This window comes from Erythrobacter sp. S158 (assembly GCF_057364915.1).
This window is the reverse complement of record NZ_CP200279.1, coordinates 2,814,112-2,833,077: the sequence shown is the minus strand read 5'-3', so window position 1 is coordinate 2,833,077 and position 18,966 is coordinate 2,814,112. Positions and strand designations below refer to the sequence as shown.

Annotated in this window: 13 protein-coding genes; 3 read left to right on the top strand and 10 right to left on the bottom strand. The window is 61.7% G+C overall.

The annotated features are described in order from the left end of the window. Positions 1-4 precede the first annotated feature (4 nt). Complete coding sequence (locus AC0V6T_RS13810) at positions 5-1,843, top strand: hypothetical protein (RefSeq protein WP_486127784.1); 1,839 nt, start codon at positions 5-7, stop codon at positions 1,841-1,843. Here the strand turns inward: AC0V6T_RS13810 and msrB are convergent. From msrB to AC0V6T_RS13790, 4 genes are all read right to left on the bottom strand, one after another. Beyond that, positions 1,821-2,327 carry a peptide-methionine (R)-S-oxide reductase MsrB gene (msrB, locus tag AC0V6T_RS13805; protein ID WP_486127782.1) on the bottom strand — a complete coding sequence of 169 codons (507 nt, stop codon included), beginning with the start codon at positions 2,325-2,327 and terminating at the stop codon, positions 1,821-1,823. The genes AC0V6T_RS13810 and msrB overlap by 23 nt on opposite strands. Positions 2,328-2,420: 93 nt before the next feature. Next, entirely contained in the window at positions 2,421-3,758 is a 1,338-nt protein-coding gene (locus tag AC0V6T_RS13800) for a cytochrome P450 (protein WP_486127780.1), read from the bottom strand. A gap of 110 nt (positions 3,759-3,868) precedes the next feature. Continuing rightward, entirely contained in the window at positions 3,869-5,173 is a 1,305-nt protein-coding gene (locus AC0V6T_RS13795) for an ABC transporter permease (RefSeq protein WP_486127778.1), read from the bottom strand. Beyond that, complete coding sequence (locus tag AC0V6T_RS13790; RefSeq protein WP_486127776.1) at positions 5,170-6,156, bottom strand: ABC transporter ATP-binding protein; 987 nt, start codon at positions 6,154-6,156, stop codon at positions 5,170-5,172. The genes AC0V6T_RS13795 and AC0V6T_RS13790 overlap by 4 nt, the downstream gene beginning before the upstream one ends. A 112-nt stretch (positions 6,157-6,268) precedes the next feature. On the opposite strand from AC0V6T_RS13790, the gene queG reads away from it, so the two are divergent. Further along, positions 6,269-7,288, top strand: a complete 1,020-nt coding sequence (gene queG / locus AC0V6T_RS13785; protein WP_486127774.1) for a tRNA epoxyqueuosine(34) reductase QueG — start codon at positions 6,269-6,271, stop codon at positions 7,286-7,288. On the opposite strand, the gene AC0V6T_RS13780 is transcribed toward queG, so the two are convergent. The 6 genes from AC0V6T_RS13780 to AC0V6T_RS13755 all read right to left on the bottom strand — a co-directional run bounded on the left by AC0V6T_RS13780 (position 7,285) and on the right by AC0V6T_RS13755 (position 17,199). Then, positions 7,285-8,436 (bottom strand): CaiB/BaiF CoA transferase family protein, encoded by a 1,152-nt coding sequence (locus AC0V6T_RS13780; RefSeq protein WP_486127772.1) that lies wholly within the window; start codon positions 8,434-8,436, stop codon positions 7,285-7,287. The two genes, queG and AC0V6T_RS13780, sit on opposite strands and share 4 nt — an antisense overlap. A 6-nt stretch (positions 8,437-8,442) precedes the next feature. Beyond that, positions 8,443-9,687: an NAD(P)/FAD-dependent oxidoreductase gene (locus AC0V6T_RS13775; RefSeq protein ID WP_486127770.1), complete on the bottom strand. Its 1,245-nt coding sequence runs from the start codon at positions 9,685-9,687 to the stop codon at positions 8,443-8,445. 63 nt (positions 9,688-9,750) lie between these two features. Beyond that, on the bottom strand, positions 9,751-14,472 hold the full coding sequence (locus AC0V6T_RS13770) for an NAD-glutamate dehydrogenase (protein ID WP_486127768.1): 4,722 nt from the start codon (positions 14,470-14,472) through the stop codon (positions 9,751-9,753). Positions 14,473-14,598: 126 nt separating this feature from the next. Continuing rightward, complete coding sequence (locus AC0V6T_RS13765) at positions 14,599-15,591, bottom strand: LLM class flavin-dependent oxidoreductase (RefSeq protein WP_486127766.1); 993 nt, start codon at positions 15,589-15,591, stop codon at positions 14,599-14,601. Continuing rightward, positions 15,588-16,454: a tetratricopeptide repeat protein gene (locus AC0V6T_RS13760; protein WP_486127764.1), complete on the bottom strand. Its 867-nt coding sequence runs from the start codon at positions 16,452-16,454 to the stop codon at positions 15,588-15,590. The genes AC0V6T_RS13765 and AC0V6T_RS13760 overlap by 4 nt, the downstream gene beginning before the upstream one ends. A gap of 13 nt (positions 16,455-16,467) precedes the next feature. Continuing rightward, the gene (locus AC0V6T_RS13755) at positions 16,468-17,199 is read right to left on the bottom strand and encodes an alpha/beta hydrolase (RefSeq protein WP_486127762.1); all 732 of its coding nucleotides are present in this window, start codon (positions 17,197-17,199) and stop codon (positions 16,468-16,470) included. 82 nt (positions 17,200-17,281) lie between these two features. On the opposite strand from AC0V6T_RS13755, the gene AC0V6T_RS13750 reads away from it, so the two are divergent. Next, positions 17,282-18,958 carry an alkaline phosphatase D family protein gene (locus AC0V6T_RS13750; protein WP_486127760.1) on the top strand — a complete coding sequence of 559 codons (1,677 nt, stop codon included), beginning with the start codon at positions 17,282-17,284 and terminating at the stop codon, positions 18,956-18,958. Positions 18,959-18,966 lie beyond the last annotated feature (8 nt).

Sequence of the window (18,966 nt, the reverse complement as noted above, 5' to 3'; positions counted from 1 at the left end):
GGCAATGTTGGTAGAGCGTCGCCGTTCTGCTTTTCCGCTCGCCTTTCTGATGCGGGCTGGCATCGCATGGGCCCTCGTCAGTGCCCTGCTTGTCGCCGTCAACTGGAACGCCATCGCAACCCAGCGTTTCCCCGATCCCGATGACATTATGCGCTTGCTTCAGGTGCGCGACCTGATCGCGGGCCAAAGCTGGTTCGATCTCACCCAATACCGGGTTGATGCCCCGAATGGCGGTGTTGGCATGCACTGGTCGCGTCTCGTTGACCTGCCGATTGCGCTGATTATCCTTGTCCTCACCCCGGTCATCGGAGCGAGCGCAGCGGAGACCACGGCATTGATCGCGGTGCCGCTAATTACCCTCTTGGCCGTTATCCTGCTCGCCTCGCGTATTGCATGGCGATTGATGGGTGACGAAGAAGCGACATTGACTGCCTTGGTGGTCGCTCTTTCGGTGCCGGTCCTCTTCCAACTCGGACCTTTGCGCATCGACCACCACGGCTGGCAGATCGTGTGCGCGTTGGTCGCGGTGAATGGCCTTATGGCGCGCTCTCCCAAGGTCGGAGGCTGGGTCATTGGCAGCGCGCTTGCTACCTGGCTTTCCATCTCGATCGAGGGCTTGCCTCTTGCAGCTGTTTTCTTCGCAGTGCTGGCGCTTCGCTGGCTTCGCAGTCGTAACGAGCGAGCATGGTTGGTAAGCGCGATTCAAGCGCTTGCAATTGTCAGTGCGGCGCTCTTCGGATTAACCCGCGGGCTTGGCGATCTCCTTGCTTACTGCGATGCTATCAGTCCCATTCACCTAGCCATGTTCGGCTGGGGAGCGCTTGTCCTCACACTTTTCTCGCGCTTCGAACCTGCACCGCGCGGCGTTCTCGTCATGGGGTTTGCGCTGGCTGGCGGCGGCGCTGTGGGAATGCTCCTCTATAACGCGCCGCAATGCGCAACCGGAGGTGGCTTTTCAGCGCTTGATCCGGTGGTCGCGCGCTATTGGCACGCAAATGTCCTCGAAGGCATGCCGATCTGGCGCCAGTCGCTCATCACCGCTTTACAATTTGCGGTGACGCCTCTCATTGCTCTGGCAGCAGCGATCAATCTTGCCTCGCGATCGCATGATTGGTTGCGCCAGTTCTGGAGCGATTACGCTATCATTCTTGCGGCTAGTTTCCTCGTATCGATCTTCGTGTCGCGCGCTGGAGCCGTTGCCTGCGCGCTGGCCGCCGCGCCGCTTGCCTGGCAGTTGCGCCACTGGCTACGCGCGATCCGTTCGATGGAGCGCCCTGCACCGAGAATGGCCGCGATGGTTGGCGTGTGCTTCGCGCTGCTGCCGGCGCTTCCTGCCATGCTGCTGGCTAGCGCCTTGCCCGCACGCGCCATGCCGAGCGGTGCTGCCGTAAGCGCTGCAAGCCCGCCCCCCGTGAAGGCGATTGACTGCCGCGTGCAGGATGCTGGCGAAGCGCTCACGAAGTTGCCGACCGGCGAGTTCTATGCCCTGCTCGACATAGCGCCGGAGCTGCTTCTCGTTACTGATCACACGGTCGTCGCGACGGGCCATCATCGCGGTCACAGGTCGATGAAGGTGCTGATCGAAACAGCCCTCGCCGACGAGCGAACAGCATACAACACACTGCACGATCGGGGGACCTCCTATGTCGCCATTTGTCCCAACCTCGGCGAAGCGCGCATGTATTCGAAGATTGCGCCCGAGGGTTTCGTCGCTTCGCTCGTGAGGGGCGAAAAGCCCGAATGGCTTGAGCCCGTCGCTATCGAGGGGCTGTCAGGCCTTCAGGTCTGGCGCGTTGTTTCGGCCCGCGACACGCAGACGATTACGCCGGGACAAAATCCATAGCGACGCCGTTGATGCAGTGCCGCTTGCCTGTTGGGCGCGGTCCATCGCCGAAAATGTGCCCAAGGTGCCCGCCGCAATCGGCGCAATGCACCTCCGTGCGCGGATAGCCGATCTTGTAATCGACCGATGTGCCCACAGCGCCATTGTCGATTGGTTGCCAGAAACTCGGCCAGCCTGTTCCGCTGTCGTATTTGTGCGCCGAGGAATACAGCCGATTGCCGCAGCCTGCGCACTTATAAACGCCGCGGCGCTTTTCATCGTTCAGTGGTGAGGTGTAAGCGCGCTCCGTCCCTGCCTCGCGCAGGATCCGAAACTCCTCGCGCGTCAGCTGGCGTCGCCACTGGCCTTCGGTTTTGGAGATGCGAAAGGAGCGTTCCTTGCGGAACTCGGTCCCGCTCCCGCCGCAGCTGGCTAGCAGCGGCATGGCAGCGGCAACGCCGGTGGCGGCGATGAAGGTCCGGCGACTGGTCAGGTTGAACGGCATGGGCGATCCCTCGCGAATTGAGTGTGTTTCTACACTCTAATACGTCGCAAAAGCCCGAAAAGTTTCACTTCGCCCTTGCCTAGGCTGGCCCGATTAGAACTCCGTGATTTCCACTTCGAGCTTGCGGAAACCGTGCACGAAGTTGGCTCGCACCCGTTCGATATCTCCCGCGATATGCACGCGCATACGGCGCTTGTGCATCTCTTCGAGCAGGACGCGCAGCTGAAGCTCGGCGAGGCGCGCCCCGACACAGCGATGGATGCCATAGCCAAACGCGATATGGCGCTTGGCGTTTTCGCGGTTGAGGTCGAGCTTGTGCGGCTCCGGGAAGATTTCAGCCTCGTGGTTGGCGGCAAGATACCAGAGCACGACCTTGTCGCCCTTCTTGATGGTCTTGCCGAACACCTCGGTATCCTCGGTGCATGTCCGGCGCATGTGCGCGAGCGGGGTCTGCATGCGGAGCATTTCCTGCACCGCATTAGGGATGACCTCGGGGTTTTCCTCGAACAGCTTGCGCTGGTCCGGGAACTTGTCGAGCGCATGGACGAAGCCGCTCATCGAGTTGCGCGTGGTGTCGTTGCCGCCTACGATCAGCAGGATGAGATTGCCCATGAATTCCTCGGGGCGCATCTGGTTCATCGCTTCGGAATGGATCATCATCGAGATGAGATCGTTGCCCGGCTCTTTCTCCATCGTGCGCTCCATCCAGAGCGACTGGAAATAGGCTGCCATCTCGTGGAGGAATTCCCAGCGCATCTCGTCAAGCTCGCGGACGGTCGCAAGCTCGGTATCGCCAGACCAGTCGGACCAGAAGGTGAGCATCCGGCGGTCTTCCCACGGGAAACCGAACAGGATGGCGAGCATGCCGGTGGTGAGCTCGATCGAGACCTTGTCGACCCAGTCGAACACTTCGCCGCGCGGCAGCGTGTCGAGGAGTTCGCCGGTGCGCTGGCGAATCTCCGGCTCCATTTCCTTCATGCCTGAAGGCGTGAACTTGGGAGCGACGGTGCGGCGCTGACCGGTGTGCTGTGGGCGATCCATCGCAATGAACATAGGAAGCTCGCGGCGGTCGACACCGCTTTCGGCGATTTCTTCCTCGGACAGGCGTTCAAGGATCGTGATGCCGCCATATTCCCAGCTTGAAGAGAAGGTTTCGGGCAGAGCCTCGATATGCTGGATCGCCTTGTGGCCGACGACCGACCAATAAGGACCATAGGGGCTGTCGGGAATCCAGTGGAGCGGGCCGGCCGCCTGCATTTCAGCAACGATTGGCTGCCACTTGTCCTCGAAATAGATGTCGGATCGGCTGAGATCCCACTTGTGCGGGTGGGAGGGACGCTCTTCAGGATGCTTCGCGAAGTGCTCGGTCAGCGCTTCATACGCCGTGGGCGACGTGCGGACCTTGGGACGTTCGGGTGCAATACTGGCCATGTCTCTCTCCTTGGGAGGAGCCCGTTGCCGTTACGTCTGCCGACCCTCTCCCTTGATTCTCATCCTGCCGTAACTGACAGCAATGTCAATAGTCAGTTTCTTTTGGCTACCTATTCCGCGGGTTCAAGCGCTTCGGGTGCGCTCGGCTTGCTTCCGAACCAGTTGCGCTTCTTCTTCTCGCGTCCCGCGCCGCCCGATTTCATCACGCGCTTGCGGAACCACAGCGATCCGCCCTTGACGAGCAGCACCACCGCGAGCGCCTGCCACGCCAGCGCGGCCGCATGGACCCAGAGCGCCGGATCGAGCGCGGCGCGTGCCAGCATCGCAAAGGGTGAGGAAAGCGGGAAGACGATCGCGAACATCTCGAGCGCGGTGCCCGGCTGCGTAATCGTATAGGCCGCGAGGAAGAACACCATGAGCTGCATCATCGTGACCGGCATCGACATGGTCTGCACTTCGCGCACCGTGTTCGCCATCGCGCCGATGGTGAGGAACATTGCGCCCAGAAGCAGGTAAGCCATCGAGAAGTAGATAATGCCCAGCGCGAGGAATAGCGGCCAGCCCACGGCGGGCCCAGGAAGGTTGCTGAAGTCGGTTTGCGTCACAGTCTGGATCGCATCTTCGGCGAGCGCCCAGAAACCCCAACCGACCATACCCCACACGGCGATCCCGACGAAGGATACGCCCAACATCGCGAACAGCTTGCCCATGAACACGGCATCCATCGGAATGGCTGCGGCGAGGATTTCGATGATCTTGTTGCCCTTTTCCTCGGCGAGGTTCGAAAGCACCATCCCGGCAAGCAGCATGGTGAGGAGGAACATCACCATCTGCGCGGCCTGAGCGGTGCGGATACGGTTGGATCGCTCGCTCGCTGCGCTCGATGCAACAGCCTGGGCGCTCGATTGCGGGATAGTGAGCGGTGTCACCGCGGTGGCCTGCGCAGCAATCAGCTCAACCGGCCCCTGCCAGCGGCGCAGCTGTCGATTGGTTCCTACGACCTCGGGAGAGGCCAACGTACCCGTCACGATGGCGGCGTAGTTCCCACGACGAGCTTCCATGAATTCGCGCGCGTCGAAGGATGGGCCGCTCGCCGCCTCGGGAACTTCACGCAGGATCGGGACAGCTCCGCCCAATTGCGGTGCGAGCTCGTCGCGTGCTGCGATCATGGCGGCGTTGTCTTCTGCAGACATAGCAAGGCCGACTTCGATCACGACTGCATCGCGCGCAACTTGCCCGCCGACCGCTCCGGCAAGTCCGCCGACGATTACCGGAAAGAGCGGGCCCATTAGAAAGAACAGGAAAGCGCGGCTGAACAGTACGGCGACGAAGTCGCGGCGCGCGATGACCCAGGCGGCTTCGAGCCGGGAGAGGCGCGGGCGCGCGTCGATGGCGGCTTGATCGTGAGCGCTCATGAGTTGCCTCCCTGTGCATCGGCTTCGAGCTGGCGCGCGGCCGCTTCGCCCGCAATCGCGACGAAGGCGTCGTGCAACCCGGCGCGTTCGATCGAAAGCGAAAGGATACCCGCATCGCCTTCAATCAGCTGGCGCAGCAGCGGCTCGACGCCGGTTTCGGGAAGCGAGAAATAGAAGAAGTCGCCTTCGCGGCGGGTGTCTTCGGGCAAGGCCGCGGTCCATCCGCCATCGCGCGCTCGGGTCTCGAGGCGGACCTGCGCCGGGATACGGTCGCGTGCGGTCTCAACGCTGCCTGCATAAGGAACCTTGCCGCCCGCGATAATCGCAACGCCTTCGCACAGGCGCTCTGCATGGTGGATCACGTGGGTCGAGAAGATCACCGTCACGCCGTCTTCGGCAAGGTTGCGGATCATGCCTTCAAGCTTGCCCTGGTTGATCGCATCGAGACCTGAGAAGGGCTCGTCCAGCACCACGAGGCGCGGGCGATGAACCAGCGTGCCGAGCAGCTGCACGGTTTGCGCCATGCCTTTCGAAAGCTGCTTGATCGTGCGCTCTGCCGCGTGAAGCAATTCGTGTCGTTCTAGCAATTCCATGCCGCGCTTGCGCCCTTCGGCGAGCGGCAGGCCGCGCAGCGCGCCCATGAACGCAATCGCCTCGATAGCTTTCATGGCGGGATAGAGCCCGCGCTCCTCAGGCAGATAACCGATCAGGCGACCGATATCGTGCGGACGATCATGTCCGAAAACACGTCGAACGCCTTCGTCCGGGTCGATGATGCCGAGAAGCATGCGGAGCGTGGTCGTCTTGCCCGCTCCGTTCGGGCCGAGCACGCCGTAAATGGCACCTTCCGGCACGGAAAGATCGACTCCGTCGACAGCGCGCGTGCCGTCAAAACTCTTGACGAGACCGCGGGCTTCGATTGCGAGGGGACGAGCTAATGCTTCGGCGCCATGGTGGAGCGCTGCCGCATTGTCTGGCGTCATGTGTTGGCCTACCTGCATGTGCATGAGCGCGGGAGTTAACGTGCGAAACTGAACGGGAGCAACCCGAAACGTGGTTAACGACGCGGCAACCTTTAACTTAGAGCAGCGGCTGATGGAGAAGGCGCGAAGCCTTGGCTTCGCCGCCTGCGGGTTTGCCAGCGCGGCAGAGGACCCTGTGCGGGCGCAGCGCCTTGAACAATGGCTTGGCGAAGGCAATCACGGCTCGATGGAATGGATGGAGACGCGCCTCCATCACCGTCGATCGCCACAAGGGCTCTGGCCTGAAGCGCGCAGTGTAATCGCGCTCGGCATGAGCTATGCGCCCGCAATCGACCCAATGGCGCTAGAAGCGCATCCGGACCGCGCCCGGATTTCGGTCTATGCGCAAGGCAAGGACTATCACGATGTCGTCAAGAAGCGGCTGAAAGCCCTGGCGCGCTGGCTGGTCGCCGAAGCGCCGGGGGCCGAAGTCAAGGTCTTCGTCGACACTGCGCCTGTCATGGAAAAGCCGCTTGGCGAGGCAGCAGGCATAGGGTGGCAGGGCAAGCACACCAACCTTGTCAGCCGCGATCATGGCAGCTGGCTCTTTCTCGGTGCGATTTACACGACGCTTGAGCTTGCTGCCGCGGAGCCACACCGCGACCAGTGCGGATCGTGCCGCGCTTGCCTCGATGCCTGCCCGACCGATGCCTTCCCGCACCCCTACAAGCTCGATGCGCGCCGGTGCATTTCCTACCTCACGATCGAGCACAAGGGCCCGATCGATGAAGAATTCAGAGAGGCGCTGGGCAACCGGATTTATGGCTGCGACGATTGCCTTGCAGTGTGCCCCTGGAACAAGTTTGCCAGCGAGGCCAATGCAGCGCGCGAATTCCTTCCGAGGGCAGAGCTGACCGCGCCCAAGCTTGCCGAGTTTCTGTGCCTCGACGACGCTGGCTTTCGCTCTCTGTTCTCTGGCTCACCGATCAAGAGGATCGGGCGCGATCGGTTCGTGCGCAATTGCCTCTATGCGGCTGGAAACAGCGATGACCCTAGCATGCTCGATTGCGTGCGCGATTTGACGTCCGACCCCGATCCCGCGGTCGCCGATGCAGCCAGCTGGGCGGCGGAGCGCCTCGCTAAGGTGGGCTAATCGTCCTCGTTGTTCTCGCCAAGGAGCGGGGCGTGCTGGAGCGGGCCTGCTGACCACTCGCTATACCGATTGGGATCGCGCATCTGGAACACCGCGCCTTCGCTTGGATGCTCGGCCCGCTCGAAAAAGCCGCTCTCGCGCAGGTGCGGGTCGTCGATGACTTCGTTGAGATCGGTCACCTTCATGCAGGGAATGTTGGCTTCGCGTAGAATGTCGAGACATTCCTGCGTGCTCTTCATTTTCGTAAGTTGACCGATCCTGCGATAAAGCTCAGGCCCAGCTGACATGATCCCCTTCACATCCTCGAACCGCTCTTCAGCAGCCATCTGAGGGTCGCCCAAAAGGCCGACAACATACGGGAAATGCTGCGGCACATAGGGCACGATGCTGATCCAACCATCTTTGGTCTGGAATGGCTGGCGGTCGGGATCGACCTGCCGCGAATACCCTGCATCGCCATTGGGCGGGTCGAAGGTCTTCGCATCGAGATGTTCTTTCATCATGAAGCTCGCGAAGGCTTCGAACATGGGCACTTCGACGTGCTGTCCTTTGCCGGTGCGTAGGCGGTGGATGATCGCCGCCTGCGTCGCATAGGCGGCGTGCAACCCAGCTACCTTGTCTGCGATCAGCGAAGGCAAGTAGCGCGGGCGCTCATCACCATCGACGCGTGGCAGGAGCGAAGTCGCACCGGTCGCCGCCTGGATTACGTCGTCATAGGCCTGCAATCCGCCGTACGGACCGCCAGAACCAAAGCCGACGCAGTGAACATAGATGATCGCAGGGTTCAGCGCCTTGACCGCATCATAGCCGAACCCCAACCGTTCAATCGCAGCCTCGCGCACATTGTGAATGAACACATCTGCTACGCTCAGCATCTCGCGCAGGCGCGCGACGTCCTCGTTATCCTTGAGATCAAACACAACCGACTTCTTGCCGCGGTTGAGCGCGATAAAGCCGGGCGCCATGCCGGGGGTCTGCGCAGGCTTTGCGCTGTAGCGATAGACGTCGCCGCCGGGTGCCTCGATCTTGGTGACCTCGGCTCCGTGGTCGGCGAGGATTTGTGTGGCGTAGGGACCGAACACGACGCTGGTGAGGTCAACGACCTTGATGCCTTCGAGCATCGGCTGGCTGTCACCCGGCGCCATCATGAGATGTCAGATCAGTTCCTTGAGCTGGATTTCAGTGTCCGCCAGCAAGGCGGGATCGACCTTCTCTATCCCTCGTTCGAGCAGCTTTCGGCCTTGGACATAATCCTTCATCGCGTTGACACAGTCGAAAGCGATGGGGCGGCCCTCCTTGAGGTAAACCACGCTGAACTTGCGCTCGGCAGGGTCGCCGCGCACGACAGTCGCATCATAGCCAAGGCTTAGCCCAGCGGTCTGGAGTTTGAGGTCATATTGGTTCGACCAGAACCATGGCAGCGCGTGATAGGGTTGCTTGTCCCCCATGATCGCCCGCGCGACCGTGTTGGCCATATCGTTGGCATTCTGCACGGATTCCAGCCGGATGACTGCGCTCTCCGCAAAGGGGTTCACATGTGCCGCGCAGTCGCCAATCGCGTAGATGTCATCGAGCGTCGTGCGGCAATACACATCGACGTCCACTCCATTGGCGCCCGCCGCGCCTGCTGCAATGAGCGGAGCCACAGCTGGCACAATTCCGATGCCGACCACCACCATGTCGCAAGCGAGCACTTCGCCATTGTCGAGCTGGACGCTGGTCACTTTGCCGTCTTGGCCCAGGATCTCTGAGATGCCTTGAGACAGCCGCACATCGACGCCCTGTCGGCGGTGCTCTTCTTCGTAAAAGCGCGACAGCTCCTCACCCGCGACTCGCGCAAGCACTCTGTCCTGAACCTCGAGCAGCGTGACCTCGCAGCCCAGCTTGCGCAGGACGGCTGCGGCTTCGAGCCCGATATAGCCTCCGCCGATGACGACCGCGCGCTTTGCGCCCGCTTCGAGCGCCCCCATCATCGCGTCAGCATCGCGCTTGTCGCGCACGCAGAATATGCCTTTTAGGCCCGCTCCGGGCACATCAATCCGGCGCGGATCGCCGCCTCCTGCCCAGATGAGCTTGCGGTAGCCGACCTTCGACCCGTCCGAGAGCGTCACTTCGTGCCGCATCCAGTCGATTTCGATAACCGCGCAGCCAAGGCGCAGCTGGACACCCTTGTCAGCCCAGAACTTTTCCGGGCGGATCATCATGCGCTCGAAGCTCTTGTCTCCCGCCAGATACTCTTTGGAAAGAGGGGGACGTTCGTAAGGCGGCTCGGCATCGCGACCGATCATCAGGATCGAGCTTTCATGCCCCTGCTGTCGCAGTGCTATCGCCGCCTGCGCGCCGCCATGTCCAGTGCCGACGATGACGACGTCAGCCGAAGTGCTTCCAGTTGCGTTCATGGGCAGGGGCGTTCGCCCGAAACCATGGCCCGCGTCAACCCCGCCTGCGAAGGCCGGGAGCCATCATCGGTCGAGCAGGTTCCGCGCCTGGCTTGCGATCTGGGCCAGCACTGCCGGAGCCACAGGAGGCCGCGATTGCGCCCGCGCGATCATAGCGCGGAACTGCGTGACTGCATCCTTGTTGTGATCGGCCCAGGTTGCAATCGCGCCTTGCGGATCGTCTTTGCCCCTCTTGCGGCGCATGAGCTTGGCGAGAAACTCGAGCCGCATATGCTGAAAATCGCGCGCAAGGCCATCGACCAGCAACCGCTCCCAGATGTCGGTCGGCGTCATATGCGCAGCGGTCCCCTGTGCCCAATCGAGCCCGATACGCGTGCCGATATCGGTAAAGGCGCGTGTCAGCACGGTCGGATCGATCTCGGTCTTGAGCGCGAGGCTCGCAAGGCCCACCGATCCATCATAGTCGAACAGGTCTGCGACCCGGTTCGCGATGGCCTCGGGTGCGCCTTCTTCCACGAATTGCGCGCGCAGCGCTTCGGAGCGCTCGCGGGTTTCGCCGGTGATGAGGTCGGCCCGGCCATCCGCAAGTTTTCTGACGCCCGGCTTGAGGGATTCGATCATGGCGCTTGCTTCGACGCGGCCAGCGCCCGTGCGCAAGACATCAGACATAAGGTTGCCCACCGCTGCAGCAAGCCTGTCGAGCAGGCTGAGACGCGCTGTCTCGCTCATCGCCTTTGCGTCGATGTCCTGCCACAGCGTCTTGAGGTCAAACAGGCGCTCAACCACCACGAAAGCGGCGGCAACGTCAGCAAGGCCCACGCCCTCTTCCTCAGGTAGCTCAAAGGCATGGATCAGGCCAAGACGGTTGACGATCCGGTTCGACAGGTCAGTCGCGATCAGCTCGCGGCGCAGGCGGTGGTCGCGGATCTGGTCGGCGAACTTCTTCTGCATTGGACCTGGGAACATCGCGATCAGATTGCTCTCCAGGATCGGGTCATCAGGCAGGCCGCTCGCCTCGATCGCGTCTTGCAGCGCAAGCTTGGCTGACGAGAGCAGAACCGCGAGTTCGGGCCGCGTGAAGCCAAGTCCGTCTGCCGCGCGGCGAGCATATGTATCGGCATCGGCCAGCCCTTCATTGCGGCGATCGAGCGCTCCCATTTCGCTGAGTTGCTCGATCAGGCGGATGTATGAGGAACTTGCTCCGGGTCCGCCGCTTTCGGCGATCGAAAGCGCCAAGGCCTGAAGCCGGTTGTCCTCGAGCACGATCTCGGCAACCTCGTCGGTCATCTTGGCGAGAAGATTGTTGCGCTTGGTCTCGGTCAGCACGCCATCGCGCTTGGCTGCGGCAAGTGCGATCTTGATGTTTACCTCGTTGTCCGAGCAGTCGACGCCTGCCGAATTGTCGATAAAGTCGGTGTTGATCCGTCCTCCGGCGAGCGAATAGGCGATGCGTCCGGCTTGCGTGATGCCGAGGTTCGCGCCTTCGCCGATGACCTTGGCGCCTACCTCGCGGGCATCGACGCGCAGCGCGTCGTTGGAGGGATCGCCGACCTGGACGTGGTTTTCGCTCTCGGCTTTAATGTAGGTTCCGATCCCGCCAAACCACAGAAGGTCAATCTTGGCTTTGAGGATCGCGCTGATCAGCGCATCGGGCTCAATCTCCTTCTCCTCGATGCCGAGGAGATCGCGCGCTTTCTTGGAGAGCTTGATGCGTTTGAGGTCGCGCGAATAGACGCCGCCGCCCTTTGATATCAGGTCAGGATTGTAGTCTTCCCAACTGGAACGCGGCAGCTCGAACATGCGCTTGCGCTCCTTCCAGCTTGTCGCCGGATCGGGATCGGGATCGATGAAAATGTGGCGGTGGTCAAAGGCTGCTACCAGCTTGATGGCGTTTGACAGAAGCATGCCGTTGCCGAACACGTCGCCCGACAAGTCTCCGCAGCCAGCCACTGTCACGCTGTCCTTCTGGACGTCGACGCCCATCTCGAGGAAGTGACGCTGCACGCTCACCCACGCGCCGCGTGCGGTGATGCCCATCGCCTTGTGGTCGTACCCATTGGAACCACCGCTCGCGAAAGCGTCGTCGAGCCAGAACCCTGCTTTCTCGGCGATCCCGTTGGCAACATCGGAGAAGCGAGCGGTGCCCTTGTCGGCGGCAACAACGAAGTAAGGGTCTTCGCCATCAAGAACGTGGACGCCGTCAGGGTGGACGACTTTGCCATCGACGATGTTGTCTGTGACCGAAAGCAAGGTTCGGATGAAGACTTCGTAGCTACCCTGACCTTCGGCAGCCCAGGCGTCGCGGTCGATTGCAGGCGATGGCAATTGCTTGGGATAGAAGCCGCCCTTCGCACCGCTTGGGACGATGACGGCGTTCTTGACCTTCTGCGCTTTCATCAGGCCGAGGATTTCGGTGCGGAAGTCATCGCGCCGGTCGGACCAGCGCAGACCACCGCGGGCCACAGAGCCCGAGCGAAGGTGAATGCCCTCGACCCGGCGCGAATAGACAAAGATCTCACGCCATGGCACGGGCTTCGGAAGGCCTGGGACGAGCGATGAGTTGATCTTGAAGGCCAGCGCCTCGTCGGCTGCCAGCGCAAAGGCGTTCGTGCGCAGGATCGCATCGATCACGGCGCGGTACAGACGCAGTAGGCGATCATCGTTGATCGCGCTGACTTTGCCGAGACCGCGCTGAAATGCGCTGATTGCCGCTGCGATGGCGGCGTCGCGGTCGCCCTTGAAATCGGGATCGTGGCGCGCGGCGAACAGGTCGATCATCGACTGAGTCACGCCCGGCGCACGTTGCAGTGCATCGACCACGGTGTAGATGGTGAAACCCATTCCCGTCTGGCGCAGATAGCGGTAGATCGCTCGTAGCCAGATCGCGTGCTGCGCGCTCAGCCCGGTGGCGACAACCAGACGGTTGAACGGATCGTCCTCGGACTGACCGTTAAGCACTTCAGCAATTGCAGTCTCGATTGTGTCTGCACGATCGAGCAGGTCGCTCACCTGCGATCCGACGGGCAATTCGAGCGTAAACTCGTGGATCGTCCCAAGCTTGCCATCGTCAAGCCGCGTCGGCATTTCCGCAAGCACCCGGAACCCGAAGTTCTCAAGCGCCGGGACCGCATCCGAAAGCGCCATTTCGCCGGCTGAGTGATAGATCTTCAGCCGAAGGTCGCCGACCGGATCGTGGTCGAGCGTGTAAAGTCGGCAAGAGCGCGCTTCGGGATTGTCACCGGTGGCAATCGCGCGCAGCTCAAGGATGTCGAGCGCGGCCTCGGCGGCTCCATAGCGCGCGCGATAGGTCCCCGGGAATGCCCCGGCGTACCGTTGCGCAATGGCAGCTACGCGCGAGCTGTCTTCCGCTTCGGCCAGGCGCGCCTCTACCGCCTCGTTCCAGCCCTTGAGCAGATCGATAAGCTCGCTTTCGATCTTTGCGGCATCCGGCATCTGACCGGTCGAGCGCGAATCGAGCAGGAACTGGAGCATCGCCAGCGTCGAACCCTCGACTTCAAGGCTCCAGCTTAGCATGTCGACCCCGGTGGACTTGGTCAGCAAGTCCTGGATCTGGAGGCGCACGCCGGTCGAGAGGAAGTCGCGCGGGAGCCACACGAAAGCGAAGACATGCCGCTCAAGCGCGGACTGCACCAGAACGACGCGCGGCCGCGGACGATCGACCAGGCTCATCATCGCGGTTGCGAGCCGCTCTATATCGCTCGGCCTGAAGCCAGCCAGGAGGTCGTGGGGCAGGGTGGTGAATGCATGGACCAGTGCCTTGCCCGCATGACCCTGAGGGTCAAAACCCAATGCGCTGATGATTTCGCTCAAAGCGTTGCGCAGGACGGGCACTTCGCTAGGAGGTGTTGCAAGACCGGCGCTGGTCCAGACACCTGCATGGATCGAAAGTGCAGTTACCGCTCCGTTCTCGCGCCGGGGGACGATGAAGATGTCAAGCGGCGACCGGCGGTGCACGTTCGAAAGTCGGTTGGCCTTGATGACGAGCAGGTTGCGGGGTTTGCCGTCCGACCCGTTGACATCAAACCACTCGAATGCGCGTTCGTAGGATGTGTCAGCGAGGATTTCACTGGCGCTCTTGCGGCAAATGCCGAGAGCATCGCTTTGTTCTCCGGTGCGGGTGCGTACGACGTGGCCGAGCTGTGTCAGCATTCCGGAGTTAAGCCACTCGAGCAGTGCCGCGCTTTCCGGAGTTTCGTCTGCAATCAAAGCCGCATCGGTTTTCATGGCGGCCTGAATTTTCGGCCAATCGCTCACCGCGGCGCGGACATCACCGAGCGTCACCTTGATCTCAGCCAAAAGCTCGCGGCGCTGGCGAGCATCGACGCGAGGGGTTTCGATGTAGATCAGGCTTTCAGGCGATCCCTTACCACCGGCCTTGGTCAAACTGGTGAGTTCGCCTGCGTCGTTGCGCTCTACCGCTACGACCGGGTGAATCAGTTGGTCGATGCTGAGGCCGTGCGCCGTGATCGTCGCGGCGATCGAGTCGACGAGGAACGGCATGTCATCGTTGACGATGGCAATACGCAGGCGACGCTCGGATGTGTCGGACTGCAGTTTTAACGCGGATTGCGACGGTTGGCGGGACTGGGCCGTCACCAACAGGAATTCGGCAGCCTCATCGAGCGCATCGCCATCAAGGGGAGTGTCGCCGGGCAGGATCGCGGCTGCGAGATGCTTACTCAGCTCCTTAACCAGCGTTTTGGGAGGGGCTTTCCGCTTGCTTGCTGGCGCGGATTTGGTTGCGCCTGAGGAATTTGCGCTCATCGCCTAACTGCTCCTGCTCCCGGTCTGACTTGTATAATTTTATTGTGCCGGGTTGTTTGTATTGTGCTCGGTGCAATACAGGAATTTGGAGAGTCGGCGCAAGCGAGAACCGCGCCGGTAAAGCGCTTAAGCCGCTACGGCGCTTACCGCTTCAAGCGTGATCTCGAGCGAAGCTTCTCGTGCCGCAGGATCATAGGTCGACCCGCACAAGATGATCTCGTCTGCTCTGGTGCGCTTGATAAAGCGTTCGATTGCGTCTCCCACCGTTTCGCGACTTCCGACCGCGGAAGCCTGACCGATATGGTCGAGCATGGCCCGGTGGGGCGCAGGCAATGTCGATGTGTAATCCTTCATCGAGGGCTTTAATTTGCCCGGGTTACCGGTGCGCAATGCAACGAAAGCCTGTTGCTGGCTGGATGCAAGAGTGCGGGCTTCCTCGTCACTGTCGGCTGCAAAAGCATTGATGGCGACCATGACATGCGGCTCGCCGAGCGCATCAGAAGGCTCGAAATTGCGACGATAAAGGTCTAGCGCCTCGTCGAGATGGTCGGGCGCGAAGTGCGCGGCAAAAGCGTAGGGCATGCCTAACTTCGCTGCGAGTTGCGCTCCAAACAGGCTCGATCCCAGCATCCAGAATTCAACCGACGCGCCCAGCCCAGGTGTCGCCTTGACCGATAGTTCGACGTCGCCGGTGAGCAGCGCGCGCAATTCGACCACATCCTGTGGAAAGTATTCTGAAGCCTGCTGAAGGTTCTTGCGCAGTGCGCGTTGAAGTTCAGGGCCCGCTCCCGGCGCCCTTCCCAGCCCCAAGTCGATCCGTCCGGGGAATAGCGCATCGAGTGTCCCGAACTGTTCAGCGATCTGGAACGGCGTGTGGCTGGGAAGCATGATCCCGCCAGAACCGATGCGGATGCGGTTGGTGGCGTTGCCGATATGGGCGAGCACTACCGAGGTGGCGCCTCCTGCAATGCCTTCCATGGCGTGATGCTCTGCAACCCAGAACCTCTTGCAGCCAAGTTCCTCCGCCTTGCGGGCGAGCGAGGTGCTCGCTTCCATTGCCTCGCCTACGCTCCCGCCCTCGCGAACGGGCACGAGGTCAAGGACGGAAAACTCGGTCATGATGGCTCCTGCTCCACGCCTGCTGTTGGTGGCGGTCCAAGCTGTGCCAGATAGTCCTGCGCGGTCAGCGCCGCCGGATCGCCCGGTGCAATATCGATCACCGATTGCCAGCTTGCCCGTGCCGCTTCATCGCGCCCTGAAAGGACTGCGATCACACCAGCCTCCAGGCCAATCTGCGGATCGGCGGGAGCAATCTGTCCGGCACGTTCAATCGCGATCTGTGCCTCGTCGAACCGCTCAAGCCGGCGCAGCAGGGTCGCCTTGAGCAGCCAGCCTTCCGCCTTGTCTGGTGTCAGCGTCGTGGCTGTCTCAAGCTCTGCGAGCGCTGCCTCGCCATCGCCAAGCGCGACAAGCGTGCGCGCAAGGTCTGTTGCGGCGATGGACTGCAGATCTGCGGAAGCAGAGGCTTGCGCATCGCGTTTTGCCGCCTCCAGGATTGTCCTTGCACCGCCGTGATCGCCGCTTGCCAGCGCTGCATTGCCCGCCATCGTCCCAAACCGCGCACGGGCGCTCAATTCATCGTCAGGCGTTTCGTCACGAGCCGCCGTGAATGCGGTGATGGCATCGTCCCATAGCGATAGTTCGGTTGCGGCAAGGCCGAGGCAATGATTGGCAAGAATGCGATTGGTCGCGCTGGTTTCATTGCGGCGCAGCTGGGCAAGCGCGTGCGCGCGAGCCGGGTCCTCGGCGACGAGGTCAAGGCACGCTGCAAGCCACGCACTTTCAGGCGATGAGTCGGCGCTTTCCTCTCCTGGACGGGGTGGGCGGTTAAGCAGTTCATCGGGCAGGCCCGGCAATGCCCCCGCATTGGGGTTGGGCCCGACTTGCAGTGCGAGAACGAGGAGGGAGGAGATTAGTGCCACGATATGGTGTCCGTTAGTAGAAACCGTCGACCTGAGCTTTCAGCAGCGCAATATCAGATTCGCGCGAAAGCCGGTGGTCTCCGTCCTTGATGAGGCAAAGCTGTACCTCGTCCGAACGCAAAGCCGAGGCAAGCCGAATGCTAGTTTCCCAAGGGACGTCCGTATCGCGTTGGCCGTGCAGCAGGCGCACCGGGCATTCGATTGCGATCTCTTTCTCAAGCTTGAGCAGCCTTTCGGCATCGGCAAAGAAGCCGGGATGCGTAGGGGTCGGCTCGGGGCCATAGGGATTGTCTTCGAGGACGATCCCGCCGGAAGCGAGCGTCTCGCGTTGCTCGGGCGAATATCCCCACCGGGTGAAATCGGGCGCGGGGGCAATCCCGATCATGCCAGCGAGTCCATCACCTAGCGCCTCCCCCACAAGCAGCATGAGCCACCCGCCCATCGAGGAGCCGACGAGCAGCACGTCGCCAGTGACACGCGCTTCAATCAAAGCAAGCACTTCGTCGCGCCACTTGGAGAGGGAGCCGTCGGCGAACTCGCCATCGCTCTCACCGCAGCCCGAATAGTCGAGAAGAAGGGCAGCGCGCCCCTTGTCTTGTGCCTCGCCAAAGAGCGCGGTCGCCTTCCCGCCAGCCATGTCCGACATGTAGCCGGGCAGAAAAACAAGGGTAGGGCCTTCGCCAGAGTGAAAGCGATGCGCGATGCGAGTGCCATCGGGCATTTCGTGAAATTGAGTGTCAATCATTGCGCGACTTCATGCCCTTACCGAAGGGGTCGGTGCAATAGTTGTCACGATGACGAAAAAACTGCGCTATATCGCGCTTTGCATGATCAAGACCGAACCCGCTGGACAGCCCGCTCGCCCGAATGACCACTCAGCCACGGCAGTCACTCGCCGAGGTATTTTCGCGCTTGCTGGCGCGACGGCGGCAATAGCGGCCACCCCGGCAACCGCCCGAACCTTCGGGACAGGGTTCACGCACTCGGTCGCCAGCGGCGAACCGAAGGCCGACAGCGTCTTGCTGTGGACGCGTTTTGTCTCGGACGATGAAACAAGGCTCGAGTGGCAGATCAGTGAAACGGCCGAATTCTCTAGCGTGGCCGCCGAAGGGCAAGTCATGGCAAGCCCTGATCGCGACTTTTGCGCGAAGGCAACAGCGAGCGGCCTGACCCCTGACCGCTGGTATTTTTACCGCTTCGTCGCCCCCGACGGCTCGATGTCGCCGGTCGGTCGCACGCGCACTTTGCCGCAAGGGCCGACGTCCTCCTTCAAGCTTGCAGTTTTCTCGTGCTCGAATTTCGGGTTTGGGTGGTTCAACGCCTATGCCCATGCGGCCGAGGCAAACGATTGCGACCTCGCCGTGCACCTTGGCGACTACATCTACGAGTATGGCGGCGACACCTATCCCGACGCGAATAATCGGCATCCGGACCGCAGTCTTATGCCCCAGACCGAGATCGTCGCGCTAGCCGATTACCGGCTGCGCTATGCGACCTATCGCAAGGATCCCGATCTTCAGCGCTTGCATCAGGTCCTCCCGATGATTGCTGTCTGGGACGATCACGAGAGCACCAATGACAGCTGGAAAGATGGTGCTCAAAACCATCAGCCCGAGACTGAGGGCGAGTGGTCGGTTCGCAAGGCCGTGGCGAAGCGCGTCTATCGCGAGTGGATGCCTGTCTCGGATGAGCCGTACAGCGCATATGATATCGGTGACCTTGCTACCCTGTTCCGTCTCGACACCCGCCTCGAGGGGCGCGAAGAGCAGTTCAGCATCGCGAAGATCATCGAGGGGCAGGAAAACCCGCAGGCCATGATCGCCGCCCTCGCCGCGTTTAGAGAGGCAGATTACGCCAATCCGGAGCGCCAGCTGCTGGGCGCTGCGCAGGAGCAGTGGCTGGCAGAGGCGCTTCAATCGTCGAAGGCGCGCGGTACGACGTGGCAGGTTCTCGTGCAGCAGGTGCTGATGGGCAAGCTTTCTTCGCCGCGCGGCATGCTCGAGCTGATTGGCGATAGCCTGCCCGATTATGCGCGTCGTCGTCTGATCGCCTCGTCGCTCGCTGCCGAGGCCGGCCTTCCGCTTAACATGGACGCATGGGACGGATACCCTGCCGCGCGCGACCGCGTATTCGAAACTGCGCTTGCCGCCGATGCGAACCTGCTCGTCTTGGCGGGCGATACGCATAATGGCTGGGCGTTCAATCTCGGCCATGAAGGTGAGAGTGTCGGCGTCGAGCTTGGTGTCTGCTCGGTCAGCTCGCCGGGCTTCGAGAGCTATCTCGCTGCTATCCCGCCGCAAACGCTCGCAGCTGGCGTCGTTGGAGCCAATGACGAATTGCTTTGGGCTGATACTTCGCAGCGCGGCTACATGACTGTCGAGCTGACGCCGTCTGCTGCGACAACCGAATATCGCTTTGTCTCGGGCATCCGCCAGCGCTCAACGCAGCTTGCAGGAACCAAGCGCATCACCACGCAAGCGGGCAGCAACACCCTAGACGCCTGATAATTGGA

What these genes read in the sequence shown, in the direction of transcription:
- AC0V6T_RS13810 (WP_486127784.1), top strand. Translation starts at nt 5, where the DNA reads ATGTTGGTAGAGCGTCGCCGTTCTGCTTTTCCGCTCGCCTTTCTGATG.
- msrB (WP_486127782.1), bottom strand. Translation starts at nt 2,327, where the DNA reads ATGCCGTTCAACCTGACCAGTCGCCGGACCTTCATCGCCGCCACCGGC.
- AC0V6T_RS13800 (WP_486127780.1), bottom strand. Translation starts at nt 3,758, where the DNA reads ATGGCCAGTATTGCACCCGAACGTCCCAAGGTCCGCACGTCGCCCACG.
- AC0V6T_RS13795 (WP_486127778.1), bottom strand. Translation starts at nt 5,173, where the DNA reads ATGAGCGCTCACGATCAAGCCGCCATCGACGCGCGCCCGCGCCTCTCC.
- AC0V6T_RS13790 (WP_486127776.1), bottom strand. Translation starts at nt 6,156, where the DNA reads ATGACGCCAGACAATGCGGCAGCGCTCCACCATGGCGCCGAAGCATTA.
- queG (WP_486127774.1), top strand. Translation starts at nt 6,269, where the DNA reads ATGGAGAAGGCGCGAAGCCTTGGCTTCGCCGCCTGCGGGTTTGCCAGC.
- AC0V6T_RS13780 (WP_486127772.1), bottom strand. Translation starts at nt 8,436, where the DNA reads ATGATGGCGCCGGGTGACAGCCAGCCGATGCTCGAAGGCATCAAGGTC.
- AC0V6T_RS13775 (WP_486127770.1), bottom strand. Translation starts at nt 9,687, where the DNA reads ATGAACGCAACTGGAAGCACTTCGGCTGACGTCGTCATCGTCGGCACT.
- AC0V6T_RS13770 (WP_486127768.1), bottom strand. Translation starts at nt 14,472, where the DNA reads ATGAGCGCAAATTCCTCAGGCGCAACCAAATCCGCGCCAGCAAGCAAG.
- AC0V6T_RS13765 (WP_486127766.1), bottom strand. Translation starts at nt 15,591, where the DNA reads ATGACCGAGTTTTCCGTCCTTGACCTCGTGCCCGTTCGCGAGGGCGGG.
- AC0V6T_RS13755 (WP_486127762.1), bottom strand. Translation starts at nt 17,199, where the DNA reads ATGATTGACACTCAATTTCACGAAATGCCCGATGGCACTCGCATCGCG.
- AC0V6T_RS13750 (WP_486127760.1), top strand. Translation starts at nt 17,282, where the DNA reads ATGATCAAGACCGAACCCGCTGGACAGCCCGCTCGCCCGAATGACCAC.